Source organism: Agrobacterium sp. 22117 (assembly GCF_052045735.1).
Taxonomy (GTDB): Bacteria; Pseudomonadota; Alphaproteobacteria; order Rhizobiales; family Rhizobiaceae; genus Agrobacterium; species Agrobacterium cavarae.
In genome coordinates this window covers 418,524-444,064 of the sequence record NZ_JBQEPP010000004.1, presented here as the reverse complement: position 1 = coordinate 444,064, position 25,541 = coordinate 418,524, and the positions used below count along the sequence as shown (strand labels likewise).

Genomic DNA, 25,541 nt, shown 5'->3' with positions numbered 1-25,541 from the left:
GGGTTCATCGAGGCTCACAAAGCGCTTACTTCTTCTGGTCGAGCGAATGGCGGCCAAAGTCCGGCGCGTCGACATCCTGACCCGCCTGAATAATGGAGCGTCGGACAGCACGGGTGCGGGTGAAAAGCTCGAACAGCTTGTCGCCCTCGCCCCAGCGAATTGCCCGCTGTAGATAGGCCAGATCTTCTGAAAACCGTGCCAGCATCTCAAGGATCGCATCCTTGTTGTGCAGGCAGATATCGCGCCACATGGTTGGGTCGGACGCCGCCAGGCGGGTGAAATCGCGAAAGCCGGAGGCGGAGTATTTGATAACTTCCGATTCCGTTACCGTCGAAAGATCGTCCGCGGTGCCGACGATGTTGTAGGCGATGATATGCGGAAGATGCGAGACGATCGCCAGCACCTTGTCGTGGTGCTCTGGGTCCATCTCGTCAACGCGCGAACCGAGCGCCAGCCAGAAACCTTTCAGGCGATCGAGAGCGGCAGCATCCGTGCCGGGCAGCGGCGTGAAGATGCACCAGCGATCGCGGAAGAGACCGGCAAACCCGGCATCCGGGCCGGATTTTTCCGTCCCCGCCAAAGGGTGGCCCGGAATAAAATGCACATGCTGCGGCATATGCGGCGCCATCTGGGCAATCACGGATGCCTTGGTGGAACCGACATCGGTGACGATCGCGCCCGCCTTCAGGTGCGGCGCGATCTGCTTAGCCACGTCCTCCGATGCGCCGACGGGAACCGAGACGATGACGAGATCGGCCTCCCTTACGGCATCGGCCACCGAAGTGGTGTAGGATGTCCCAAGCTCCAGTTCCTCGGCACGCTTCAGCGTCTCTTCGCTGCGCGTCGAGACCACCACCTCGCGTGCGAGGCCAAGCTCTTTGATGTCGCGGGCAATGGACGAGCCGATCAGGCCGATACCGATCAGCGCGATGCGTTCAAACAGAATGTCTGCCATCACGCCTGACCCATAAACTCTTTGAGGGCGGCGATGACGCCGAGATTGGCCTCTTCCGAGCCGACCGTCATGCGTAGCGCATTGGCAAAGCCGTAACCCCGCACGGCACGTAAGATATAGCCACGACTGCTCAGGAATTCGTCGGCATCGGCTGCACGCTTGCCGTCCTGATCCGGGAAATGGATGAGAATGAAGTTGGTGACGGACGGCGTGACCTTGAGGCCAAGCTCGGTGAAGACCGAGGTCAGCCGGTCGAGCCAGTGCAGATTATGTGCCACGGCCTGCTGCATGAAGGCCTGATCGCGGATGGCGGCGGCACCCGCAGCAATGGCCGGCGCATTCATGTTGAACGGTCCACGCACGCGGTTCAGCGCATCGATGATGGCAGCCGGTGCATACATCCAGCCGACGCGCAGCGCTGCCAGTCCATAGACCTTGGAGAAGGTACGGGTCATGACGACGTTGCCGTTGCCGGAAACGAGCTCAAGCCCCGCCTCGTAATCGTTCTTGCGCACATATTCGGCGTAGGCCGCATCGAGAACCAGGATAACATTTTTCGGCAAAGTCGCCTGCAGGCGACGAATTTCGGACACGGGAATGTAGGTGCCCGTGGGATTGCCTGGATTGGCAATGAACACCATCTTCGTCCTTGGCGTAACCGCGTCGATGATCGCATCGACATTGACCGTGCAATCCGTTTCCTTGACGGTGACCGGCGTGGCGCCTGCGCCCATGATCTGGATCTTGTAGACGAGAAAGCCGTGTTCGGTGATGATCGCCTCATCGCCTGCGCCAAGATAGACGTGGCAGAGCAGGCCGAGCAGTTCATCCGAACCGTTGCCGCAGATGATGTTGGCCGGGTTCAGGCCGTGAACACCGGCAATCGCCTGACGCAGCGCCACCGCCTGACCGTCCGGATAGATCTCCAGATTGGACGCAGCCGCCTTGAAGGCTTCGATGGCTTTGGGGCTTGGGCCGAGCGGCGTTTCATTGGAGGAGAGCTTATAGACCTTCGCCACACCGTCCACATGCTCCTTACCCGGAACATAAGCGGCGATATCCAGGATGCCTGGACGTGGAACAGGTTGGTTAAGCTCTGCACTCATTTCATCGACCTTCGGAAAAGCACCGGGAAATCCGGCCTGACAATGCCGAAGGCATTAGACTGGAAGCAGCCCTTTGTCGAGTATCAGCGCGTCTTTTGCTGCTCGAGGTCGCGTGTCAATTTCGTCCGAGTGCTTGGCACGCCCTGCGGCGCCAGCACCGGCACGAAGACACGGCGGGACGCGCGCTGCGTCACGGGTAGCCCCTGATAGAGACGCTTTTGGGCTTCCACGATGATCACGCCGGAAAAGACCGGCCAGAGCCTTCGCCCCATCGTTTCCAGATAGCGACGGAACTTCAGCACGGAGCGGACCTTGGACGGAGGGAAGAACAGCGCTTCGGACGAGGCGCCGGGGGTGAAGTTCGTCTCGCGCAAAAGTGCCGTCAACTGGCTGCGGGAATAGGGTCGGCCTGAACCAAAGGGCGTATGCTCTACGCGTGCCCAGACACCGCGCCGGTTCGGCACCACGATGACCAGCCGCCCGCCAGGCGCCAACACTCTCCAGAGTTCCTTCAGCGCCTCACGCGGATTTTCGACGAATTCCAGCGAGTGGATCATCAGCACGCGGTCGATCGAGGAATCAGGCAGCGGCAGCTCCTCATCGAACACCAGCGCGGTGGAGGAAAGCTCACCCGCCGGCCAGTTCACCGCGCCCTGCCCTGCGGGCATGAAGGCAAAGGTGCGCTCGGTATCGTGGCGAAACCGGTCGAGAAACGGCACGGCATAGCCGAGCCCCACCAGCCGCTCATCCGGCAGCGAAGGCCAGAGCGTTGAAAGCGCCATGGTGATCGCCTGTTCGGCAGAACGGCCAAGGGGGGAATGATAGAATTCGCGCAGATCGACGATATCGGTGTTCATGGCTGGAATGTAGCGGCTCGCGAAAGGACTTCAAGCTTGGACTTCAAGCACGCCTCACCTAAATAGAGGAGACTGGTTTTCAATGCGAATAAAGGGAGCGAACCATGAAGCCGCTGGATATCGAGGTCTTTCCGTGCCGAAGCGACAATTTCGGCGTGCTGTTGCATGACAGCGAAAGCGGCACAACGATTTCCATCGACGCCCCCGAGGAAGCGCCGATTCTCGACGCGCTTAACCGCCGCGGCTGGCAGTTGACCCACATCTTCACCACCCACCACCACCAGGATCATGTGGAGGCCAATCTCGCTTTGAAAGAGCGTTTCCACTGCGAAATCCGTGGACCGCATGACGAGGCTATCGCCATTCCCGGTCTCGACAAGACCGCAGCCGACGGCGACGAATTCGAGATTGCCGGACGCCGCGTGCAGATCATCTCAACGCCCGGTCATACCGCAGGACATATCTGCTACTATCTTCCCGACGATGGCCTGCTCTTCGCCGCCGATACGCTGTTTGCCATGGGCTGCGGCCGCCTGTTCGAGCGCCCGGCCGTTGACATGTGGCACTCGTTCCAGAAGCTGATGGCGCTGCCGGACGAGACGCGGGTCTATTTCGGCCATGAATACACGCTTTCGAATGCGCGCTTCGCGGTCACCGTCGACCCGGAGAATGAGGCATTGACGCGCCGCCTGAGCGAAGTCGAAGCCTTGCGCAGCGAGGGCCGCTTCACCATTCCGACGACCATTGCACTCGAGAAACAAACCAACCCCTATATGCGCGTGGCTGACGCCAGCATTCGCGCCCATCTTGGTCTGGAAGGTGCGACAGACGAGGATGTCTTTGCCGAGATCAGAGCCCGCAAGGACAAGTTCTAATGGCAGTAGAACCGTCCGCCGCCGCCATTATCGCCGCGCTCAACCTCGAACCGCATCCCGAAGGCGGCTTTTATCGCCAGACCTTTCGCGATTCTAATGGAGAAAAGCGAGGCCACTCGACAGCGATCTATTATCTGCTCGAAAAAGGCCAGCGCTCGCACTGGCACAAGGTGATCGATGCCGTGGAAATCTGGCACTACTATGCCGGCGCCCCGCTATCGCTCCATTTGTCCGAAGACGGCAAGCGTGTGACGACCGCGCGGCTTGGGCCTGGGGTGCTCGACGGTGAGCAACCGCAGGCGATCGTTCCGGCAAACTGGTGGCAGGCCGCAGAAAGCCTTGGCGATTTCACGCTCGTCGGCTGCACGGTGGCGCCTGGCTTCGTGTTCGACAGTTTCGTCATGGCCGAACCCGGCTGGGAGCCGGGCTAATCCTTTCGACATCAGCCGCCATATTTCGTGGCGGTGATGTAGACTTGGCCGACCTTGGTTGGAATGCGGGCATAGACAGGTGCGTAGAGGTCCATATTGTTGGCCTTGGCAAACCACACTTCCATAGAGATCGACTTCAGATATTCGATGTCCTTGCGGCCCTTGCGGAAGCCGGATTTCGGCACATAACGCATATTGCAGACAACGGCGTCGCCTGAATACCCGTTGGTCTTGAACGGCTTCGTTCCACTGGAACTCAACACCAGATCAAGACGCGACTCGCCGTCATAGATCGGCAGGCGGCTCGGGCAGATGCGCCCACCGACCGGGAAGATCAGGCCGGAAATCGGATCGAGCACGGAACGCAGGTCACGATCCTTCACATCCACCCAATTGTCTGGCCGGGATTTCGGCGCTGGATCGATGGTCGTGGAAGTCACGTTGCCGTTGCGATACTGCACATCATAGGTGCGGGTGCGCTTGCCGTCTTTGTAGACCAATGAATATTCATTGGCCTGCATGCGATTGCCGCGCTTTGCCCCGGAGACGGTGGTCTTGCCGGAGATATCCTTTAGCACGCTGGCGATACCTGCGGAACTGAATGAGCCGGAAATCGAATAGGTCGAGCCATTCATCTTCGTCGAGAAATTGGCGCGCGCGATCGGTAACACCCCAAGCGCGATGGAATATTCGCTGTCATGGCGCGATTCGGCAGCGAAGGATGGCGTGAGGCCGCAAAGCACCAGCGCTGCAGCGGCAAAAAGTCTTTGTGCATTGACGATCATGAAGATAAACCTCGGCGGCACCAAAAGCCGCGCATTTCCGGCGATCATATACGCGCACTTGTGGCAATAAAAAAGCGGAAGCCACAGCAAAACCGGTGAAATCGCGCACAAAACGGCGCGAGCGGCTTGACTGCACGGGCAGGCCTGACTATAGAACCGCAACTTTCCAATCATCGGCTGTTGGATTGCAAACCGGATTTTGCCGGAGAGCAGACTGATAGCCATACAGTGACAACGAATAGGTGTACCCATGTCCCGTGTATGCGAATTGACCGGCAAGGGCGTCCAGACGGGCAATAACGTCAGCCACGCCAATAACAGAACCAAGCGCCGGTTCCTCCCGAACCTTTGCCAGGTTACTCTGATTTCCGATTCTCTCGGCCAGCGTTTCCGTCTGCGCGTTTCCGCAGCGGCTCTGCGTTCCGTTGAACATCGTGGCGGCCTTGATGCCTTCCTTCTGAAGTCTGACGAAAACGATCTCTCGATGCGCGCCCGTCTGCTGCGTCGCCAGATCGCAAAGAAGACCGCTGAAGCCGCTTAATCGCAGCTCAGACGTCTATCCTTTTCAAAAGGCTTGAATGGCTCTGCCGCTCAAGCCTTTTGTCTGTTTTGGGGTTGGCTGTTGCCTCGGCATTCGCCGTCCCCACTTCTCACGCAATGCTGCAGGGTCTCAGAGACGCTTGCCGCTTGCATATGTTCGCTCCAACTGGTGGCATCACCCAGGATAAAAAAATGCCTTACCTGCGCCAAACGCTTATCTATGTGATCCTGATGACCCTCGTCGTCGTCGCATCGAATATCCTCGTTCAGTATCCGCTGTCCGGCACGCTCGTCGGCATCAATCTTGGCGATCTGCTGACGTGGGGTGCTTTCACCTATCCTATCGCCTTTCTGGTGACCGATCTGACCAACCGACAGTTCGGCCCCTCCATTGCGCGCCGTGTCGTGCTGGCAGGCTTTGTTGTCGGCGTCACGTTGTCCTTCTGGACCTCGCTGCCGCGGATCGCGATTGCGTCCGGCACCGCCTATCTGATCGGCCAGCTGCTGGATATTGCCGTCTTCAATCGCCTGCGTCGCCAAAGCTGGTGGCGTGCGCCTCTGGCGGGCTCCATGTTCGGCTCCGTGCTGGATACCGCCCTGTTCTTCTCGATTGCTTTTGCGGCGAGCTTCGCCTTCATCGGCCCGAACGATGCCTTCGCCATAGAGAACGCGCCGATCCTCGGCATCTTCTCACTCGAGGCCCCACGCTGGATATCCTGGGCGCTTGGCGACCTGACGGTCAAGGTTGTGGTGGGTCTCGTTCTGCTGCTGCCCTATGGCGCTCTGATGAACACGCTTAAGCCCATGCCGCCGGCACGCTCTGTCTAAGCGAAGGCAGTCAAAATCGACGATAACAACGTGAAGCAGCGGAGGTTGATCGCCCCGCTGCTTTTGCGTTTTAAGGCCATGTGTGTGAGCTAGAATTTCAGCCGTTCACGAAAGAAAACAAGGGCTACGATCAGCCCTGTCGAAGCGCCGATCAGCACGTCGAGAAACCGCGCAAGTCCCGCGACCTGTGGCCCCATCAACAGCACCAGCATCGCGGATGCGCCAGCCTGGATTGGCACCACCGGAGGCATGCCGAACGCAACGGCGATCATCATAGCGATGAAGGTGGCTGACGCCATTCTAAGCTCTGCAAGGTCCGCCGGGATGACGAGCGCGAGTTCGCCAACAACAATGCCGACGGTGACGCCGACGATCAAACCCATGCCTTGGCGGATCTGACTTGGGATGCCCGGTGCCAAGCATATCAGAGCGCTGATGGCAGCAAAAACTGGCTGCTGATGGCCAAGAAGATGGCGGGAGGCCCAGAACGCAAAAGCGGCAGCCAGGCTGCCGCAAATGCACGGGTGAAAGCTGATCTGAGACGCTCGGCGATCTGCCTGAGCATCGATCAGTCCTTCTTTGACGGAACGACGCGCAGAGCCAGTTCGCGAAGCTGTGTCGGCGTTGCCGGAGACGGCGCGTTCATCAGAAGGTCCTGTGCCTGCTGGTTCATCGGGAACAACGTGATTTCGCGCAGGTTCTTTGCACCGACCAGCAGCATGACCACACGGTCGATACCAAAGGCGCAACCGCCATGCGGAGGAGCGCCGTACTGGAAGGCACGGTAGAGGCCGCCGAAGCGCTCTTCCACGTCTGCTTGGCTGAGACCAACCTTTTCGAACGCCTTGACCATCAGCTCAGGCGACTGGTTACGGATGGAGCCCGACGCAATTTCGAAGCCATTGCAAACGGCGTCATACTGGTAGGCCTTGATCGACAGCGGGTCCTGACCTTCAAGCGCTTCCATTCCGCCCTGCGGCATGGAGAAGGGGTTGTGGGCAAAGTCGATCTTCTTGTCTTCTTCGTTGTATTCGAAGAAGGGGAAGTCGACGATCCAGCAGAGCTCGAAGCGGTCGCGATCAACGAGGTTCAGTTCCTCGCCAGCGCGGGTGCGGGCCTCACCGGCAAACTTGTAGAACTTGGCAGGATCGCCAGCCACGAAGAAGCAGGCATCACCGGCTTCCAGACCAAGCTGCGTGCGCAGCGCCTCGGTGCGCTCCTCGCCGATGTTCTTGGCGAGCGGACCGGAGCCTGCGATCTTGCCGTCTTCTTCCTTCCAGAAGATGTAGCCGAGACCTGGCTGGCCCTGGCCCTGCGCCCAGGCATTCATGCGGTCGCAGAACGCGCGGCTGCCGCCGGTCTTTGCAGGAATGGCCCAGACTTCGACCTTCGGGTTCGACGCGATCATATTGGCGAAGACCTTGAAGCCGGAACCGGCGAAATGCTCGGTCACCGCCTGCATGACGATCGGGTTGCGCAGGTCCGGCTTGTCGGAACCATATTTGCGGATCGCCTCATCGTAAGGAATGCGCGGCCATTCTTTCGTCACCGGCTTGCCTTCGGCAAACTGCTCCAGAACCGACGTCATCATCGGCTCCATGGTTGCCCAGACGTCTTCCTGCGTCACGAAACTCATTTCCACGTCGAGCTGGTAGAACTCGCCCGGCAGACGGTCAGCACGCGGGTCTTCATCGCGGAAGCACGGCGCGATCTGGAAGTAGCGGTCGAAGCCGGCAACCATCAGAAGCTGCTTGTACTGCTGCGGCGCCTGCGGCAGGGCAAAGAACTTGCCTTCGTGGATACGGCTCGGCACGAGAAAGTCGCGCGCGCCTTCCGGAGAAGAGGCCGTCAGAATCGGCGTCGTATATTCGGCAAAGCCGGCCTCGGCCATGCCGTTGCGCATGGCGGAGATGATCTGTGTGCGCTTGACGATGTTCTTGTGCAGCGTCTCGCGGCGAAGATCGAGGAAGCGATACTTCAGGCGAACGTCTTCCGGATAGTCCGGCTCGCCGAATACTGGCAGCGGCAATTCCTTCGCAACGCCCAGCACTTCGATCTCTTGTGCATAGAGTTCGATCTCACCGGTTGCCATCGCCTTGTTGACGGTGTCTTCCGAACGCGCCTTGACCTTGCCGTCGATGCGGATCACCCATTCGCCGCGCACGGTTTCAGCCGCCTTGAAAGCCGGGCTGTCCGGATCGGCAACCACCTGGGTAATGCCGTAATGATCGCGAAGGTCGATGAAGAGAACGCCGCCATGGTCTCGAACGCGATGCACCCAACCGGAAAGACGAACTGTCTCGCCGACATGAGACTTGCGAAGAGCGGCACAGGTGTGGCTGCGATAGCGATGCATGATTGTATCCTGAAGAAGCGTGTCATGGCCTCGGGGGCCGACTTACGAAATTTGGCGGAAAAGCGCATGGCTGAACCGATTTGTCAAGGAAAAGCGCCATGCGCGAGGCTTTGCCGTCTAGCCTGGAAATTCTCGCGAAACTCGAAAGCGAGCCGGATCAAGGAGAAAATGCAGAAGAAGATCGACAATTGGAGGGGCAAAGCGCTCAGTAAAGCGGCCTCTCATATTGACATGTGGCCCCCAAAGAGAAAGTAAGACGGAGTGTTTTCCAGGACTGGCCGAACGTAATGATTGAAACGACTGCAGCACTCGCCGACGCCTGCAAGGAGCTGGCGAAATCGGAATTCGTCACCATCGATACGGAGTTTCTCCGCGAAACAACCTTCTGGCCGCAGCTCTGTCTCGTCCAGATGGCAAGCCCCACGCTCGAAGTGCTGGTGGACCCGATGGCGAAGGGTATCGATCTGACGCCGCTCTTCGACCTGATGGCCGATGCGAATGTCGTAAAAGTCTTCCACGCTGCCCGTCAGGATATCGAGATCATCCATCACCTCGGCAGGCTCATCCCCCACCCGATCTTCGATACACAGGTTGCAGCCATGGTCTGCGGCTTCGGCGATTCGATCTCCTACGATCAGCTGGTGCAGAAGACCAAGAACGTCCAGATCGACAAGTCATCCCGCTTTACCGATTGGAGCCACCGTCCGCTCTCGGAAAAGCAGCTGGATTATGCGCTGGCAGACGTCACTCATCTTCGCGATGTCTATCTGGCGCTGAAGGCGCAGCTTGAGCGTGAAGGCCGTTCGTCTTGGCTCAAGGAAGAGATGGATATCCTTGAAGCGCGTGAGACCTATGACATGCATCCCGACGATGCATGGCTGCGATTGAAGTCGCGTCTTCGCAAGCCGACCGAGCTTGCTATCCTGAAATTCGTCGCTGCCTGGAGAGAGCGCGAGGCGCGCTCGCGCAACGTTCCGCGTTCGCGCGTGCTGAAGGACGACGCGATTTTTGAAATCGCCCAGCAACAGCCGAAGGACGCGGAAGCACTCTCGCGCCTGCGCACCATCCCGAAAGGGTGGGAACGCTCCACCTCCGGCACAGCGATCATCGAGACGGTCAATGCAGCGCTCGCCCTTCCCAAGGCCGACATGCCGCAGGCGCCCCGCCACAGCCATTCTCCCGAAGGCTCTGGTGCCGCTGTAGAGTTGCTGAAGGTGCTTTTGAAGTTGACGGCGGATAAGCATGGCGTCGCCGCCAAGGTGATCGCCAATAGCGACGATCTCGACAAGATCGCGTCTGAAGGCGAGAAGGCCGAGGTTCAGGCGCTTTCCGGCTGGCGGCGCGAACTCTTCGGTGAGCCTGCTTTGAAGCTCATCCGTGGTGAAGTCGCGCTTCGCTTTGCAGGCAAGAAAGTCGAGGCCGTCGAAATGCCGGCCCAGGATCAGGCCACCGAATAAGTCATCGGTGAAAAGCCGGGGTCGTGCAAAACTGCCACAACTGCGCCTCTTCCTGAGTGATCGCTTAAACATCTCTTTTGGCGGCACCTGATCCGCATTATCATCCCGCACCGGGAGGAATCGACCTGCTCACTTGGGAGGAAGTGGCACCCCTATCCCCTCAATTAAGGGCAGACGATGAGAAAAATTCTGGCGATGCTGGACTATGTCGTGTTGTTTCTGGCGGTTGCCGGAAGCGGCGTGGTCTATGCATTCCTCGAATATGGCGGCGGTGCATTCATCGGGGCAACCTACGCCCTGTTTGCTTGCGCGCCGATCCTTGCCTTCGAGCGTGGCCATATCCTGCCCGGCCTGTCCAAGAAGATCAGCATGCTGCCAACGCCCGCCTACATCGCGGTCGGCATGGTTGTTTATGTCATTCTCGTCTTTTGCGGCTTCGGTCTCGGCGGTACCATCCTCTGGGCAACCGGCGTTCTTCCCACAAGCTGGGCGCGCGCGGTGCATGCGGAACTGCAGACCATGGTGTTTACGCTCGGCGTGTGCGCCATCATCGTCTTCATCATGCGCGTGCGTGAGCTTTTGGGACGCGATATCTTCATCGATCTTATCCTGGGGCGCTATCGCAGGCCGGTCAGCGAAGAGCGCGTGTTCCTCTTCATCGATCTCGTCGGCTCCACATCCTTTGCCGAAACCCACGGCGATCTCAAAGCCCAGGAATTTCTGGGCGCGCTCTTTTCCGCCTATGCCGCTCCGGTCAGAAAGCATGGCGGGATCATCGACGACTATATTGGCGATGCTGCCATCATCACCTGGCCCTATCATCTCGCGATCCGGCGTGCCGCCTGCATCAACTGTGTGTTCGACATTCTGTCGGAAATCGAAAGCAGCCGTGCCACCTGGATCGCCAGTTTCGGTACTGTCCCGAAGCTCCGCTTTGCCATTCACGGTGGCCCGGTGATCACGGCAGAAATCGGCGTCGATCATCACAAGATCACCTATTTCGGCGATACGGTGAACACGACGGCGCGGCTGGAATCGCTGAGCAAGATGCTCGGCCATCCCATTCTGATCTCGTCCGACCTCGCCCATCAACTTCTGCTGCCCAAGGGCATCAGGAGCCAGTATCTCGGCGAACACGCCGTCAAGGGTCGCGGCCAGACGCTCGGCGTCTGCGCGCTCAGCCGCCAGCCGGCTTTGTAAAAGAACACCGTCATCAAAGCTTCAAAACGGTTTTGCGCGCCTGTCACAAAGCCCGCCTATCGGTCCGTTGCTCCTCTACAGCATCGGCCCGAAAATCGGAATCGATTTTCGGAAAGCACGATGCGTAGATTCAAAAAGTTAGAGCGTCCTTTGTGCGTCCTAAAGGACGCAAGGCGCTCTATGCAACAGACAGGTATGTTCCATGAAAAAAATCCTGCTTTCTTCCGCTGTTTTCTTCACGCTCGGCACCCTTCACGCGCTTGCCGCTGAGAAGGAGTTTCCGGCAAAGCTCGTCTCTCAAGCAGTTTTGCCAGCCAACACCATCATCCCCGCACCGGCCGATGCTCCAGACTTTTTGAAAAGTGCAGGTAAGTTCACCACGGCGGACCGCAAGCGTGCCGAAGGTATCGGCACCGTGCCCGGCAAGGATGGCGTCCGTCCCACTGGCCTCTCCATGCCGTTTAACGGCCAGGCAATGCAGGGCTTTTCCGGCATTAAGGCTATGGAAGACGGCACCTTCTGGAGCCTGTCCGACAACGGCTTTGGCTCGAAGCTGAACTCTAGTGACGCCATGTTGATGCTGCACCATTTGAAGTTCGATTGGGACGCTGGCAAGGTCAACGCGGTTGAGACGGTCTTCCTGTCCGATCCCGACAAGAAGGCTCCCTTCCCGATCGTCATGGAAGGCTCGGACAAGCGCTATCTGACCGGCGCAGACTTCGACGTGGAATCGATCCAGCCGGTCGCGGACGGCTTCTGGGTCGGTGAAGAATTCGGTCCTTACATTCTGAAATTCAGCCGCGATGGCAAGCTGACGGATGTGATTGCGACCAAGGCCGGCGACACCGAGGTCAAGTCTCCCGACAATCCAACGCTGACCCTTCCCGGCAATCCCACCCAGAAGCTGCCCGTCTTCAACCTGAAGCGCTCCGGTGGCTTTGAGGGCATGGCGCTCTCCAAGGATGGGACGAAGCTCTACGGCCTGCTGGAAGGCCCGCTCTACGCCGCAGACGGTCAGGTCGAAAAGACGGAAGACGGTGCGACGGGCCTGCGTATCATCGAACTCGACGTCGCCTCCAAGGCGTGGACGGGCCGGACCTGGCTCTATCCGCTGGCAGGAGGCGGCGAGGCGATCGGCGACTTCAACATGCTGGACGACAGCACTGCGCTGGTGATCGAACGCGACAATGGCGCCGGCACGGCAGACAAGGCCTGCGCCGACCCGAAGAAACCGGAGGCCAACTGCTTTGCAGTTCCTGCCAAGGTGAAGCGCATCTACAAGATCGAGTTCAACGATGCGAATGTCGGCAAGGCTGCCCGCAAGATCGGCTATATCGACCTGATGAAGATTGCTGATCCCGACAAGAAGGCCCGTCAGGGTTCTGAAAACGGCATCTACACGATGCCGTTCGTCACCATTGAAAATGTCGACCGTGTCGATGCCAGCCACATCATCGTCGGCAACGACAACAACCTGCCCTTCTCGGCCGGCCGTGCGCTGGACAAGGCAGACGACAACGAGTTCGTCATTCTCGATGTGAAAGATCTGCTGGACGCAAAGTGATGCAAAGGAGCGTCGCTGTCTCGGCGGCGCTCTTTCCACCACGGCTGGATGACGATCAGAAACTCAAACCGGTCACCCAGTCGGCGATCTCAGACTTATTCGAAAATGAAAGCCAGCCGCTTGCCCGTGAGCTTCGCCAGTTGCTGCAGACGTCCCTCAAGACGTTCGCCAGCAAAATCGCAGTACTCATGCGGTACCACGAATTCCAGATCGAGATCGGGATTCTCCGACACTCGGAAGCGCAAGTGGTCAACGACGCCCGGCATGGAAGCCGAGAAAAGGTAGACGACGCGCAGCAGTCCGCCCAGCAGCTTGGCAAGCTCGAGCAGACGAGGCCCGGCCATGTCGGCCAGCGACTGGGTGGTGCCGTTATCGTTCAGGCCTTCGAAGCGATAGTAATTTGCGAGCGCGATGAAGGCGCGGCCTGGATGGGTGATCGAAACAAAGGATGAGTGGGCAATGACGTTCAGTGCCTGGAGGCCGCGGTAATCTGGATGGGCGCGCCAGCTGATATCTGCCAGGAGACAGGCCGCCTGTCGGTAGCGCCGCTCTTCTTCCGTTTCATCGATACCGAAAACGGGCACGGTTCTGCCCGTCCAATCCGCCAGCTCGCGCGCATGCTCGGGAGACCTGGCGCGCAGGACCGCCAGTTCATCGGCAGCAACCAGCAACGGATCGGCGGCTTTGTCTGTCTCGGATAGAAGCGAATAGAGATAGCCCTCACGCACGCCTTGGGCCGAAAAAGCAATCTTTGCCGGCTTCATCACCTCGAGAACTTCGCGCATGGCAATCGCGCCGAAGGGAAGAAGCGATCGGCGGTTCTTGGAGACAGCCTGCCACGCCGGGTCCTTGCTGTCCTTGGAGGCGATGACCTCGTTCAGGAAATTCAGTATCTCCTGCAGAGGAAGCTCATAGCCCTGCATCATATGCAGGGGATAATGGGTGATCTCCATATGGAGCTTGGCGATGTTGCGCCATGTGCCGCCGACGGCATAGAAGGTCCGGCCTTCCCCTGCTGACAGCAAAGCGGCGCTCTTCTTGACCTGCTTTTTGGCAAAAGCCGTAGCCTTTTCGAGCGAACCGCCCGCCTGTTCTGACAGTCGAAGACCGCCGAGCGGAAGCGTGATCCCCTTGCCGCAGGCATCACCCTTGATATCGATCAGTTCAAGAGATCCGCCGCCCAAGTCCCCGGCAATGCCATCGGGGTCGTGGAAACCGCCAATGACGCCATAGGCAGAGTAGAGTGCCTCGCGCTCGCCGGAAAGAACCTCGATCTCGCAACCGAGGATCGCCTCCGCGTCGCGAATGAAGTCCGGACCGTTTTCCGCTTCTCGTGCGGCGGCAGTGGCCAACACATGCACCTGGGTGGCCTGTGCCTGATCGGACAGTGCGCGGAAACGGCGCAACGTCATCAGCGCTCGTCGCACCCCTTCGTCGTCCATCCGCCCGGTCAGGGCCAGCCCTTTGCCAAGGCCGCAAAGAACCTTTTCGTTGAACAGCACCACAGGCGCGCGCGAGAGACCTTCATAGACGACAAGGCGAACCGAGTTCGAACCGATGTCGATGACGGAAACGGGGGCATAGCCGACAAGCCGCCCCTGTGCTTCTGATCGTGTCATTCAGCCTGTTTCTTGCGGGAAGAAATCAACCCGGCAATCAGTTTTGGCGCACTGGATTTCAAAGCTTCACCACGTCCGGACAGGCTGGGATTGGTCATGAAATAGTGCTGCGCGTTGAACGGTTCCTCGCCCTTGCGCACTTCGATACGCCTGGACGTTCCGTCGGGAAGTATCTCGTAGCTTTGCTGGTTGTCAATGAGATTGCCGAGCATGATCTGTGAAAGAACCTGCTCATGCACAGTCGGATTGACGAGCGGCACAAGGGTTTCGACACGGCGATCAAGGTTTCTCGGCATCATGTCGGCAGAGCCGATATAGACCAGCGCCTTGTCCGATGGCAGGCCGTGACCGTTGCCGAAACAGAAGATGCGGCTGTGTTCCAGGAAGCGACCGACGATCGATTTGACGCGGATATTATCCGAAAGTCCAGGCACCTGCGGGCGAAGGCAGCAGATGCCGCGCACCACGAGATCGATTTCCACGCCTGCGGCACTGGCGCGATAAAGCGCGTCGATGATCTCCGGATCGACCAGAGAATTCATCTTCATCCAGATCGCAGCCGGCGCGCCATTCTTGGCGTGCTCGATTTCATCATTGATGTGCTTGAGGATGCGCGGACGCAGCGTATAGGGCGAGACCGCCAGCTTCATCCCTTCTTCCGGCTCGCCATAGCCGGTGATGAAGTTGAAGATATTGGCCATGTCGTGGGCAATCTTCGGATTGCAGGTGAAGAAGGACAGGTCGGTATAGATCTTCGCCGTGACGGGGTGATAGTTGCCGGTGCCGAGGTGGCAGTAGGTGCGCAGCTTGCCATCTTCACGGCGCACGACCATCGACATCTTCGCATGGGTCTTGAGTTCAATGAAGCCGAACACGACCTGCACGCCAGCACGCTCAAGGTCGCGCGCCCAGCGGATGTTGGCTTCTTCATCGAAGCGGGCCTTGAGTTCGACCAGCGCCGTCACCGACTTTCCAAGCTCGGCGGCATCGATCAGGGCGCGGACGATCGGGCTGTCATTGGAGGTTCGGTAAAGCGTCTGCTTGATCGCCAGAACATCCGGATCGCGAGCAGCCTGTATCAGGAACTGTACGACGACGTCGAAGCTTTCGTAAGGATGGTGAACCACCATATCCTTTTCGCGAATGGCGGCGAGGCAGTCGCCCATATGTTCGCGCACGCGCTCCGGGAAGCGGGCATTATAGGCTTCGAACTTGAGGTCTTCTCTCGGCGCCTTGGCGAGTTCCGAAATGGTGTTGAGCGCCAGAAGACCAGGAAGAACCGCCACACGATTTTCCGGCACGTCGAGTTCGTGAACCACAAACTGGCGCAGGGAATGCGGCATTTCACTGTCGGTCTCGATGCGGATCACCGAGCCGCGACGACGGCGTTTGAGAGCGCTTTCGAAGTAGCGCACCAGATCTTCCGCCTCTTCCTCCAGCTCGATATCGCTGTCACGGATGATGCGAAAGGTGCCGAAGCCCCGAACGGTGTATCCAGGATAGAGCCTGTGGATGAAGAGGCCGACCGAATCTTCCAACGTGATGTAGCGGATCGCGCTCTTGTCGTCGGGCAGGCGGATGAAGCGGTCGAGTGCCGTCGGAAGACGCAGCAACGCCGTCATCGGCTCGCGTCCATTGACGCTGTCCAGCTGCAGACCCATCGAGAAACCGAGATTGGGAATGAACGGGAAAGGATGCGCCGGATCGATAGACAGCGGCGTCAGAACGGGGAAAATCCGTTCCTCGAACTCGTTCTCAAGCCAGGTGCGGTCTTCGTCCGAAAGCGCGCCCGGACGAACAATGTAGATATCTTCCTTGGCCAGATACTGTTGCAGAACGGCAAGCGAAGCCTGCTGCTCCATCTGGAGATTGTCGATTTCCTTGAGAATATCTTCAAGCTGCTCGGCGGGCGTCCTGCCATCCGGTGTCTTGATGGTGACGGACTGGCGTACCTGGCCTTCGAGGCCGGCAACGCGCACCATGAAGAATTCATCCAGGTTGGCGGCGGAAATGGACAGGAAGCGCAGTCGTTCCAGAAGCGGATGCGCGGGGTTCAGCGTCTCTTCCAGCACGCGGCGGTTGAACTGCAACCAGGAGAATTCGCGGTTCACAAATCGAGTGGGGCTGTCCCAGAGATTTTCAACCTCCGCTGCCTGTGCCGATTGACCGCCTGCCAATTCTTCCTGTACCGCCGAATCCATCAAGTCGCCCACCCTTTGTCAGTTTCCATGCCCGTATAACAGTTTGACGACGGAACTATGACAGTCAATCGTCCTGCGAAGCGGCACCCAATTCGTTCAGCACCTCGGCCGCGAGCGCCCGACTGATGCGCGTCCCACGCGAAAGTGCCAGACGATCCAGCCGTTCCACGATGATCTGCGCCGTGTCCAGCGAACGCTCCATTCTGGCCACGATATAGCTGACAAGTTTGTCATCCATGTAAAGCTGCCGGTCGGCGAAGAGCTTCATCAGCACCTGCGCCAGAAGGTCCTCGTCCGGCTCGCCGATCTCCACCACCGTCGCCGCTTTCAAGCGCGAACGAAGATCCGGAAGCGTGACAGGCCATGCAGCCGGCCATTGCCGGGTCGTGATCAAAAGCGAAGTCCCGTTTTCACGCACGCTGTTGATCACGTGGAAAAGCTCGGTGTCGTCGAATCCAACACGATCGGCATCTTCGAAAAGAACCGAACCTTGCTCGGCAGCGCGCGCGGCATCCGATCCCTTGTCAGGTTTGATCTCGACGGCACCGCTGGTGTTCCTCCAGATCGCAGCGAGATGCGACTTTCCCGACCCTGGCGGACCAGCCAGAATGACGACCGGAGACGGCCATTTCGGCCATTCGTCCACAATGCTGACCGCTGCGTCCAGCGGAGCGGCCACCAGCAAATCGTCACGGCCCGTCGCGCTGCTATGGGAGAAGGCAAGCGGCAACTGTTCGGCCTTTGGCCGGAACGGGCCGGGCTTATCATTCTCGTTCATCAATCAGCTCTGGAGTCGATCTGCGCATCGATCTTCTGCGATGGCACGATGTCGGGTTGCCACGGCAGATTGGCGGCGCGACCATGATAGAGATCGCTTTCCAGATATCGCGACAATGCGAAGCGAACCAAGACGCCAACCGCGGCCGCGGCCGGCACAGCAACCAACAGGCCGACAAAGCCGAATAGCGCACCGAAGGCAAACAGAGCGAACATCAACCAGACCGGGTGCAGGCCGACGCTGCTGCCGACGAGCTTCGGCTGAAGGATATTGCCCTCGATGAACTGACCGGAGAAGAACACCGCCAGCGTCAGGATCACGTAGATATAGTCCGGCCAGAACTGGACGAGCGCAATCCCGATGGCAAGGACCAGACCTACCATCGAGCCGATATAGGGGATGAAGCTGATGGCGCCGGCAAACATGCCGATGAGAAGGCCGAAGTTGAGGCCGACGAGCGACAGGCCGACTGCATAGTAGACACCGAGAATGATGCAAAGCGAGCCTTGGCCGCGGATGAAGCCGGCGATGGTAGCATCCATGTCACGCGCAATCTGGCGAACCGTCGCGACATGATCGCGCGGCACCCAGCTATCGACCTTGTCGATCATCCGATCCCAGTCCAGGAGCAGATAGAAGGCGACAACCGGGGTGACGACCAGAAGCGAAATCACATCGATCAGCGACTTGCCGGAATTCCAGATCTGCGTCAGCAAGGTGCCGATAAAGCCTGCCCCTTCGGCGAGAAGCTTGGAGAAGTTCTCCTTCACCGTGTCGATCTGGGCGCTGACCCAGGCGGGCAGCAGGTTGGTATCCGCTCCGGCAATCAGATTCTGCAGCGACGAGATGTAGGACGGAATGCGGGTGATGAAGTCCGACGCCTGCGCCGCGATCAACGGAATGATGATGATCAAAGATAGCGCGAACAGGAGCACGAAGGAAATCAGAATGAAGATGCTCGCCATCATGCGGCTTAAGCCCCGGCGCTCCAGCCAGTCGGCCACAGGATCGAGGAAATAGGCAAGCGCCATGCCTGCAACGAAGGGCAGCAGAATCGAGCTGAACACCATCAGGAAAACAACGAAGACGGCAAGCGCGCCCAGCCAGAAGAATATCTGGCGTCTTAGATTGATGCCTCTGATGTGTGGCTGCATCTCATTTCCCTTCGCGGCACGTGACGCCTCATAACGCACTGCAACGAGATAGGATGCGCCGCTAGGAGAGGTCAAGGGTTGCGGCAGGTGGTCAGACACCTCAACAGCGCATTGCTCAATGCTCTGCCGCGGGTAAAATGGTACGAAAATCGGGGGCCGCAGCGCTCTTACCCTTGCATCAGCACCCATCTCATGCGAATGGCGAGCCCAAGAAAACCAGCGGAGACGAGAGCCATGAGCCAGTCGGGCAAGAACGGTCTTACCTACAGCGATGCAGGCGTGGATATCGATGCCGGAAACCTGATGGTCGAGAAGATCAAGCCGGCCGTGCGCTCCACCCGCCGCCCGGGTGCGGATGGCGAAATCGGCGGCTTCGGTGGCCTGTTCGACCTGAAAGCCGCAGGCTTCACCGATCCTGTTCTGGTTGCCGCCAATGATGGCGTCGGCACCAAGCTGAAGATCGCGATCGACGCGAACTTCCACGATACCGTCGGTATCGACCTCGTGGCCATGTGCGTCAACGATCTGGTCGTCCAGGGTGCAGAACCTCTCTTCTTCCTCGACTATTTTGCCACGGGAAAGCTCGATCCGGATCAGGGTGCCGCCATCGTCAACGGTATTGCTGCGGGTTGCCTGGAATCCGGTTGCGCGCTGATCGGCGGCGAAACGGCTGAAATGCCGGGCATGTATTCCGATGGCGACTATGATCTCGCGGGCTTTGCCGTTGGCGCTGCCGAACGTGGAAAGCTTCTGCCGGCAGGCGACATTGCCGAGGGCGACGTGATCCTCGGTCTTTCTTCGTCGGGCGTTCACTCCAACGGCTTCTCGCTGGTTCGCAAGATCGTGTCGCTCTCCGGCCTTGGCTGGGATGCGCCAGCACCCTTCGCAGACGGCAAGAAGCTCGGCGAAGCACTGCTGACACCGACGCGCATCTATGTGAAGCCGCTTTTGAAGGCGATCCGCGAGACCGGTGCGTTGAAGGCGCTCGCCCACATCACCGGCGGCGGTTTTCCCGAGAATATTCCGCGCGTTCTGCCCAAGCATCTGGCTGCAGAAATCGATCTCGAATCCATCGACGTGCCTGCGGTATTCTCCTGGCTTGCAAAGACCGGCGGCGTTGCGGCAAACGAGATGCTCCGCACCTTCAACTGCGGCGTCGGCATGATCGTCGTCGTCTCCGCAGAGAATGCCAAGGTCGTGACAGACGCCTTGACCGCCGAGGGCGAGACCGTGTTCCCACTGGGGCGCATGGTTGCCCGTGAAGAAGGCGCGCATGGCACGATCTACAAGGGCACGCTCGCACTATGAGCCTCAGCGCTCCCCGCAAGCGCGTCGTCGTCTTCATCTCAGGCGGCGGCTCCAACATGGTGGCGCTGGCGCAAGCCTGCCGTGAGCCGGATTTTCCCGCAGAGGTCGCTTGCGTCATTTCCGACAAGCCGACGGCCGGCGGGCTTGCCAAGGCGCAAGGCTTAGGCATTCCGACGCTGGTCTTCGAGCGCAAGAACTATGCGAGCAAGGGTGAGCATGAAGCTGCGATCCTCGCAGCCCTTGGAGAGCTCGCGCCCGATATCATCTGCCTTGCGGGCTATATGCGCCTGATCTCTGGCGAGTTCATCGCGCCCTATGAGGGGCGCATCATCAACATCCATCCCTCGCTTCTGCCGCTTTTCCCCGGCCTCCACACCCATCAGCGCGCCATCGACAGCGGCATGAAGATCACCGGCTGTACCGTGCATTTCGTCACCGAAGGCATGGATGAAGGGCCGATCATCGGCCAGGCCGCCGTCCCTGTTACCGCTGGCAACACGGCCGACAGCCTCGCCGCACGTGTGCTTACCGTCGAGCACAAGCTCTATCCGCTTGCCCTCCGTTTGCTGGCGGAAGGCAAGGTTCGGATGGACGGCGGGAAGGTCGTCCGGGACTCAGACGTCAGTTCCGAACTCCAATCGCTTGTTTCGATCTGATCCAAGACGCCAATCTATAATCCTGGTGATCGGGTCGCCATCCCGTATGACGACGACGCTGCATCATCATCACCAGCGTTTCAACCCAAGAAGCTTCTCGCCAAGGGGATTGAGTTCTGCGGTCTCCGCATTGTGCTTTTCCCACTCGCGTGGATCGCCGGGAAAAGCATCGCGGCGCGGATGATCGCGTTCTTTCCATAGCCGAATGCGCTCCTGGCGCTCAGCTTCGTTATCGAACTCGGCGGGGTGCATCGAGATATATTGCGCCATGCGCACACGATGATCGGAATGGTTTGGTCTGACGCCGTGCGCCAGCAGCGAGTTGAAGATCATCAAGTCACCCGGCTGCATATCGATATTGACGATGGAAAGGCCGGCCATGTCCGGATGCATCGGATCACGATCGTCGGGCTGCGTTTTCACCCATTCGTCAAAGCGCTCGAAAAGATACGGCACGCATTGGAAGCCGCCGACGTCGCCATCTTGTTTCTGCAGGCTCAAAACACCCTGCACGCCAATTGGCAATGGCCGAATGGAGGTATCGACATCCCAATGGATGAAGCCGTTCGGATTGCCTTTCACCTTCTTCGGCGGATTGAGATTGGCGCGATCGATAGTGACCCAAAGGTCCTCCCGATCCCAGATATCGACGAAGATATCGTAGACGCGCTGCTCCATCCGATTGTCCCAGAGGTATTGGTGATTATAGATCTCCAGCATACCTGTGTTGTTGAGCTCCTTCATCTTGTGTTCGCGTCGCTGCGGCGCGTACCATGTGGACGGGTCCTTGGGGTCTTTCTCGTCAAAGCGCCAAAGGAGATCCACAAGCCGCTCTACATTGGCCGCAGGCACCGCCTGACGGACAATGATGTAGCCCTTCGTGATCCAGTGCTCCCAATCGGCCTTGGACAGAACGCGCAGCGGCAATGTCTTGCTGATCTCCTTGAGCTGCGTCGTGGCATTCGTCGTCGGGTGGCTGTCCCGTTTCATGGCGGCGGTGGATTGCATGTTCGTCTCCCATCGAAATCTCCCTGAACACCAAGGCGATTTGAAAAGAGTAATCGACGCGACGCCTTCATGTTGTCGAAGGCTGGCAATTTCTGATACTATTCTGGCATCCATAATTCTCGGGATGCGCGATGCGATCTTATCTCGAACATCTTATCGTGTCCCCTGGGTCTTCCTGGAGCCGGCTGAACAGGCGCCTTGAGGATGAAATTCCATTCGAATGGCATCACCATCCCGAATTTGAACTGACACTGACGCTCAACTCGCGCGGCCAGCGCTTCGTCGGCGACCATGTCGGTCGCTACGACGATGGCGATCTGGTTCTCATCGGGCCGAACCTGCCGCACACCTGGGCATCGAGAGAAAAGGTGCGTGAAGGCGAACCGCATACCGCGCTCGTCTTCTGGTTCAGTCGCGAATGGATCGAACAACTGACGACCGAAACCGCCGAATTGCGTCCTATCCACCGCCTGATCGACCGCGCCGCCAGTGGTCTTGCTTTCGACCGATCCATTGGATTATCGCTCGCAGCGGATTTCGAAGCGATCTTTTCCAGAGCGCCAGCCCAGAGCCTGTTCGGCCTGCTCGACCTTCTGCTGCGCCTATCCGAATTAGAGGCGCAACCACTGTCAGCAACCGCGCCAGCCCAGGCAGAGGCCGGTCGCGAGCGGATCGACCGGGTGTTGCAACACCTGCACCAATCCTATCAAGAGCCGCTGCGGATGGAAGACCTTGCTGAGATTGCCGCACTCAGCGTCTCCGGCCTGCACCGACTGTTCCGCAAACACACGCAGTCCAACGTCTCGGACTATCTGATCGGCTTACGGATCGGCGAAGCCTGCTCGCGCCTGTCAGCAACCCGGCAGCCTATCCAGCACATCGCGGCTGAGGTTGGCTACGCCTCGCTTGCCAACTTCAATCGGCAATTCCGGCGGCTGCGTGGGATGTCACCACGCGCTTACCGCGCTTCGTTTCAACGGTAACGCAGACGGGCCCGAAAGGCGCAGAGCCTTTTCGCCATGAGCTCCCTGTTACAGGCTCGCCCGGTTGAGCATGGCCCATTGCAGCATGATGATCGTCTTGGAATCGGTGATCTCGCCGGATGCGATCATGCCATAGGCGGCGTCGAGTGGGACGGTCAGGACTTCGATGTCCTCCCCCTCGTTTTCAAGGCCGCCACCCTCTCCCGCCTTCACATCAAGATCGACACGGGCGTAGAAGAGGCTGACCTTTTCGGTCAATGTGCCGGGGCTGGCATAAGTGTCGAAGAGATAGCGCGGCGCGCTGACGGCATAGCCGGTTTCTTCCATGGATTCGCGGCGAATGGCCTCGTCAGGATGATCGCCATCGGTCAGACCAGCGGGGATTTCCAGCATGAAGCTCGGGTCGCCATTCACATAGGCGCCGGGGCGGAACTGGCGAACGAGAACGACTTCGCCCCGTTTCGGATCGAAAAGCAGGATCGCGGCAGCGACTCCGTGATCATGCACCTCGCGATGGATGCGGAACGTGCGCCCGTCACGGGCCTGCTGTTCGAAAATCATCGTCTGCAAGTGGATGAAGTTCTTCCAAACCGTCTGCTTTTCGATGAGCTTGACGCGCGCCTCGTCATCGACCTGCGATACTGGACCAGCAGTGGACCGCATCATGAAACTCCCATCAGGCTCTCTTCAGCCACACCTTGTTATCGTGGAACGCCGCGCCGCCATAGGGAGCAACAGCATCGGCTCCCGTCAAGACATTGATACCCTCACCGTCAAGATGTGCCTTATTGGGCCAGAGCCCTTCGGCGATCAACACGCCGGGGCGAGCGCCCTCGACGATCTTAGCATGAATGCGCACATCGCCGCGCGCATTGCCGATCTGGACCACATCCCCTTCTGCGATGTCGAGGCGCAGAGCATCGACGGGGGAAATCATCAGTTCCGGGCGACCTTCTTTCTGCACCGAGGTCTTCGTTTCAGCGAAGGTGGAATTCAAGAAGTTGCGAGCTGGAGACGTGGCAAGCCGGAAAGGATGCTCGGCGTCGACCGTTTCGATCACATCCACCTGATCCGGGAATTTTGGAAACGCGTCGGCAGGCCCCATGACGCCGACATTTTTAGGCGGCTTGTTGGGTGACGGGCCGTTCTGCCAGTCCGGACTGAAACGGAACTTGCCGTCGCCATAGCCGAAGCCTTGCAGATAGTGCGCGACCTCGAATTCCGGCTGCGCATCGATCCACTTCTCCTCGGCCAGATTGTCGAAGCTGCCCCAGCCGCTTGCTTGAAGGATCGTCTCGACATGCTCGCGCTCGCTCAGCCCAAAGCCCGGCATGTGATCGACACCAAGGCGCTTTGCGAGCTCCTCGATGACGAAGAGGTTTGTCCGCACTGTCTCCGGTGGCTCGACCAGCTTGGGACCGAGCAGAATATGGTTCTGCCCGCCGGCGCGGTAGAGATCGTCATGCTCAAGAAACATGGTGGCCGGCAGAACGATATCGGCAATATCTGCCGTCTCCGTCATGAACTGCTCATGCACGGCGACAAACAGATCCTCGCGCAGGAAGCCCTGCTTGACCAGCCTCTGCTCTGGACAGACATTGGCCGGATTGGTGTTCTGGATCAGCATGGCCGTCACCGGTCCGCCGCCGCGCAATGCTTCGGCGTCGCCCGTCAGGATGCGGCCGACCTGCGACTGATCGAGCTGGCGGACATTCGGATCGGCATAGGCCGTTCCCATCAACTCCGCCTTGTTCAGCCGGAAGATATCGCCGTTGTTATGAAACGCGCCGCCGCCCTCATATTGCCAGGAGCCGAGAACGGTGGCGATCGACAGTGCCGCATGCATGGCGACCGCACCGTTGCGTTGGCGGGCAAAGCCATAGCCAAGGCGGAAGAAGCTTTTTTTCGTCGTTCCGACGAGCCTTGCGAAAGCCTCGATCTCTTCCGCCGAAAGCCCCGTGATTTCGGCAGCCCATTGCGGGGTCCTCGACGCAAGATGCGCTTCGAGCCCGGCCGGATCGTCGGCAAATTTCGCCATATAGGCGCGGTCGGCATAACCATCGCGAAACGCGATGTGCATGACGGCGCAGGCAAGCGCCGCATCCGTACCCGGCCGCACCACAAGCTTCATATCCGCCTGCTTCATCGTCGGGTTGTCATAGATATCGACGACAACGATCTTCGCACCGCGTTCCTTGCGGGCCTTGACCGCATGGGTCATGACATTGACCTGGGTGGCAACCGCATTGGTACCCCAGATGACGACGACATCGGCCTTTGCCATCTCGCGCGGGTCCGGTCCGCGCAAGGCACCTGTCCCCATCACATAGCCGGTCCAGGCCATATTGGTGCAGATGGAGCCGAAGAAGCCGGAATATGTCTTGGCGTGGCGCAGCCGCTCGATACTGTCGCGCTGCACCTGCCCCATCGTGCCGGCGTAAAAATAAGGCCACACGGCCTCGGCACCATGCGCCGCTTCCGCCTTGATGAAGGCGTTGGCGATCTCGTCCAGCGCATCGTCCCAACCGATCTCCTGCCAGTCGCCAGCACCCTTCGCGCCCTTACGGCGCTTCGGCGTCAGCAACCGGCCCGGATGATAGATCCGCTCCGAATATCGAGCTACCTTGGCGCAGATCACGCCCGCGGTGTAGGTGTTGGCGTTCGCACCACGCACCCGGCCAATACGGCCATCGGCGTTGATATCGACCTCCAGCGCGCAAGCGCTCGGACAGTCGTGCGGACAGACGGTATGGCCGACGCGGGTGGCATCGGTCACGGCTTTGGCGGAAATCGGGGTCGCAACGTTCATAGATTTTCTATATTGCATGTGCGAGATCGCCAAAAGGGCGAAGTGACGCACATCAAGATAATTCATAAAAG

The 25,541-nt window shown here is 59.1% G+C and carries 23 protein-coding genes; 10 read left to right on the top strand and 13 right to left on the bottom strand.

The genetic code is table 11. The annotated features are described in order from the left end of the window. Positions 1-25: 25 nt before the first annotated feature. From ACTJKV_RS14080 to ACTJKV_RS14070, 3 genes are all read right to left on the bottom strand, one after another. Positions 26-955, bottom strand: coding sequence for a prephenate/arogenate dehydrogenase family protein (locus ACTJKV_RS14080; RefSeq protein WP_113261486.1), 930 nt, complete (start codon positions 953-955; stop codon positions 26-28). Continuing rightward, positions 955-2,061 (bottom strand): histidinol-phosphate transaminase, encoded by a 1,107-nt coding sequence (gene hisC, locus ACTJKV_RS14075; RefSeq protein ID WP_440598898.1) that lies wholly within the window; start codon positions 2,059-2,061, stop codon positions 955-957. Before hisC ends, ACTJKV_RS14080 begins: the two co-directional genes overlap by 1 nt. 83 nt (positions 2,062-2,144) lie before the next feature. Next, positions 2,145-2,918, bottom strand: a complete 774-nt coding sequence (locus tag ACTJKV_RS14070; RefSeq protein WP_112360690.1) for a class I SAM-dependent methyltransferase — start codon at positions 2,916-2,918, stop codon at positions 2,145-2,147. Between the two features lie 104 nt (positions 2,919-3,022). On the opposite strand from ACTJKV_RS14070, the gene gloB reads away from it, so the two are divergent. Both gloB and ACTJKV_RS14060 read left to right on the top strand, forming a co-directional pair. Beyond that, positions 3,023-3,793 carry a hydroxyacylglutathione hydrolase gene (gene gloB, locus ACTJKV_RS14065; protein ID WP_313590825.1) on the top strand — a complete coding sequence of 257 codons (771 nt, stop codon included), beginning with the start codon at positions 3,023-3,025 and terminating at the stop codon, positions 3,791-3,793. Further along, positions 3,793-4,224: a cupin domain-containing protein gene (locus ACTJKV_RS14060; RefSeq protein ID WP_153310775.1), complete on the top strand. Its 432-nt coding sequence runs from the start codon at positions 3,793-3,795 to the stop codon at positions 4,222-4,224. The genes gloB and ACTJKV_RS14060 overlap by 1 nt, the downstream gene beginning before the upstream one ends. Before the next feature lie 11 nt (positions 4,225-4,235). Here the strand turns inward: ACTJKV_RS14060 and ACTJKV_RS14055 are convergent, their stop codons facing one another. Continuing rightward, complete coding sequence (locus tag ACTJKV_RS14055) at positions 4,236-5,009, bottom strand: DUF3108 domain-containing protein (protein ID WP_062427749.1); 774 nt, start codon at positions 5,007-5,009, stop codon at positions 4,236-4,238. Between the two features lie 250 nt (positions 5,010-5,259). Between ACTJKV_RS14055 and rpmB the strand changes: the two genes are divergently transcribed. Together rpmB and ACTJKV_RS14045 are read left to right on the top strand one after the other, a co-directional pair. After that, the gene (gene rpmB, locus ACTJKV_RS14050) at positions 5,260-5,550 is read left to right on the top strand and encodes a 50S ribosomal protein L28 (RefSeq protein WP_062427600.1); all 291 of its coding nucleotides are present in this window, start codon (positions 5,260-5,262) and stop codon (positions 5,548-5,550) included. A 191-nt stretch (positions 5,551-5,741) separates the two neighbouring features. After that, positions 5,742-6,377, top strand: a complete 636-nt coding sequence (locus ACTJKV_RS14045) for a queuosine precursor transporter (protein WP_111847389.1) — start codon at positions 5,742-5,744, stop codon at positions 6,375-6,377. 89 nt (positions 6,378-6,466) lie between these two features. Here the strand turns inward: ACTJKV_RS14045 and ACTJKV_RS14040 are convergent, their stop codons facing one another. Together ACTJKV_RS14040 and aspS are read right to left on the bottom strand one after the other, a co-directional pair. After that, on the bottom strand, positions 6,467-6,796 hold the full coding sequence (locus ACTJKV_RS14040; protein WP_440598897.1) for an FUSC family protein: 330 nt from the start codon (positions 6,794-6,796) through the stop codon (positions 6,467-6,469). A gap of 149 nt (positions 6,797-6,945) precedes the next feature. Further along, on the bottom strand, positions 6,946-8,733 hold the full coding sequence (gene aspS / locus ACTJKV_RS14035; protein ID WP_062445346.1) for an aspartate--tRNA ligase: 1,788 nt from the start codon (positions 8,731-8,733) through the stop codon (positions 6,946-6,948). A 287-nt stretch (positions 8,734-9,020) separates the two neighbouring features. On the opposite strand from aspS, the gene rnd reads away from it, so the two are divergent. The 3 genes from rnd (at position 9,021) to ACTJKV_RS14020 (ending at position 12,954) form a co-directional block, all read left to right on the top strand. Continuing rightward, entirely contained in the window at positions 9,021-10,190 is a 1,170-nt protein-coding gene (gene rnd / locus ACTJKV_RS14030; RefSeq protein ID WP_440598896.1) for a ribonuclease D, read from the top strand. 177 nt (positions 10,191-10,367) lie between these two features. Further along, positions 10,368-11,390 (top strand): adenylate/guanylate cyclase domain-containing protein, encoded by a 1,023-nt coding sequence (locus tag ACTJKV_RS14025; protein ID WP_062427594.1) that lies wholly within the window; start codon positions 10,368-10,370, stop codon positions 11,388-11,390. 202 nt (positions 11,391-11,592) lie between these two features. Next, positions 11,593-12,954, top strand: a complete 1,362-nt coding sequence (locus ACTJKV_RS14020; protein WP_440598895.1) for an esterase-like activity of phytase family protein — start codon at positions 11,593-11,595, stop codon at positions 12,952-12,954. Positions 12,955-13,049: 95 nt separating this feature from the next. Here ACTJKV_RS14020 and ppx read toward each other — a convergent pair whose 3' ends face one another. From ppx to ACTJKV_RS14000, 4 genes are all read right to left on the bottom strand, one after another. Beyond that, entirely contained in the window at positions 13,050-14,573 is a 1,524-nt protein-coding gene (ppx, locus tag ACTJKV_RS14015) for an exopolyphosphatase (protein WP_440598894.1), read from the bottom strand. Beyond that, a complete protein-coding gene (locus ACTJKV_RS14010; protein ID WP_113273944.1) occupies positions 14,570-16,774 on the bottom strand; it encodes an RNA degradosome polyphosphate kinase in 2,205 nt (734 codons plus the stop codon). Before ACTJKV_RS14010 ends, ppx begins: the two co-directional genes overlap by 4 nt. Before the next feature lie 64 nt (positions 16,775-16,838). Further along, positions 16,839-17,552: a DnaA regulatory inactivator HdaA gene (gene hdaA, locus ACTJKV_RS14005; protein ID WP_113273945.1), complete on the bottom strand. Its 714-nt coding sequence runs from the start codon at positions 17,550-17,552 to the stop codon at positions 16,839-16,841. Further along, positions 17,552-18,706, bottom strand: coding sequence for an AI-2E family transporter (locus ACTJKV_RS14000; protein ID WP_113273946.1), 1,155 nt, complete (start codon positions 18,704-18,706; stop codon positions 17,552-17,554). Before ACTJKV_RS14000 ends, hdaA begins: the two co-directional genes overlap by 1 nt. A 234-nt stretch (positions 18,707-18,940) precedes the next feature. Between ACTJKV_RS14000 and purM the strand changes: the two genes are divergently transcribed. Both purM and purN read left to right on the top strand, forming a co-directional pair. Next, a complete protein-coding gene (purM, locus tag ACTJKV_RS13995; protein ID WP_440598893.1) occupies positions 18,941-20,014 on the top strand; it encodes a phosphoribosylformylglycinamidine cyclo-ligase in 1,074 nt (357 codons plus the stop codon). Next, entirely contained in the window at positions 20,011-20,670 is a 660-nt protein-coding gene (gene purN, locus ACTJKV_RS13990; RefSeq protein ID WP_440598892.1) for a phosphoribosylglycinamide formyltransferase, read from the top strand. The genes purM and purN overlap by 4 nt, the downstream gene beginning before the upstream one ends. 69 nt (positions 20,671-20,739) lie before the next feature. Here purN and ACTJKV_RS13985 read toward each other — a convergent pair whose 3' ends face one another. After that, the gene (locus ACTJKV_RS13985; protein WP_440598891.1) at positions 20,740-21,678 is read right to left on the bottom strand and encodes a phytanoyl-CoA dioxygenase family protein; all 939 of its coding nucleotides are present in this window, start codon (positions 21,676-21,678) and stop codon (positions 20,740-20,742) included. Positions 21,679-21,809: 131 nt separating this feature from the next. Here ACTJKV_RS13985 and ACTJKV_RS13980 point away from each other — a divergent pair, with 131 nt between their 5' ends. Next, on the top strand, positions 21,810-22,661 hold the full coding sequence (locus tag ACTJKV_RS13980) for a helix-turn-helix domain-containing protein (protein ID WP_062427585.1): 852 nt from the start codon (positions 21,810-21,812) through the stop codon (positions 22,659-22,661). A gap of 48 nt (positions 22,662-22,709) precedes the next feature. Here the strand turns inward: ACTJKV_RS13980 and ACTJKV_RS13975 are convergent, their stop codons facing one another. Then, a complete protein-coding gene (locus ACTJKV_RS13975) occupies positions 22,710-23,327 on the bottom strand; it encodes an NUDIX domain-containing protein (protein ID WP_062427584.1) in 618 nt (205 codons plus the stop codon). A 10-nt stretch (positions 23,328-23,337) separates the two neighbouring features. Then, positions 23,338-25,536 (bottom strand): molybdopterin-containing oxidoreductase family protein, encoded by a 2,199-nt coding sequence (locus ACTJKV_RS13970; RefSeq protein ID WP_440598890.1) that lies wholly within the window; start codon positions 25,534-25,536, stop codon positions 23,338-23,340. Positions 25,537-25,541: the final 5 nt, after the last annotated feature.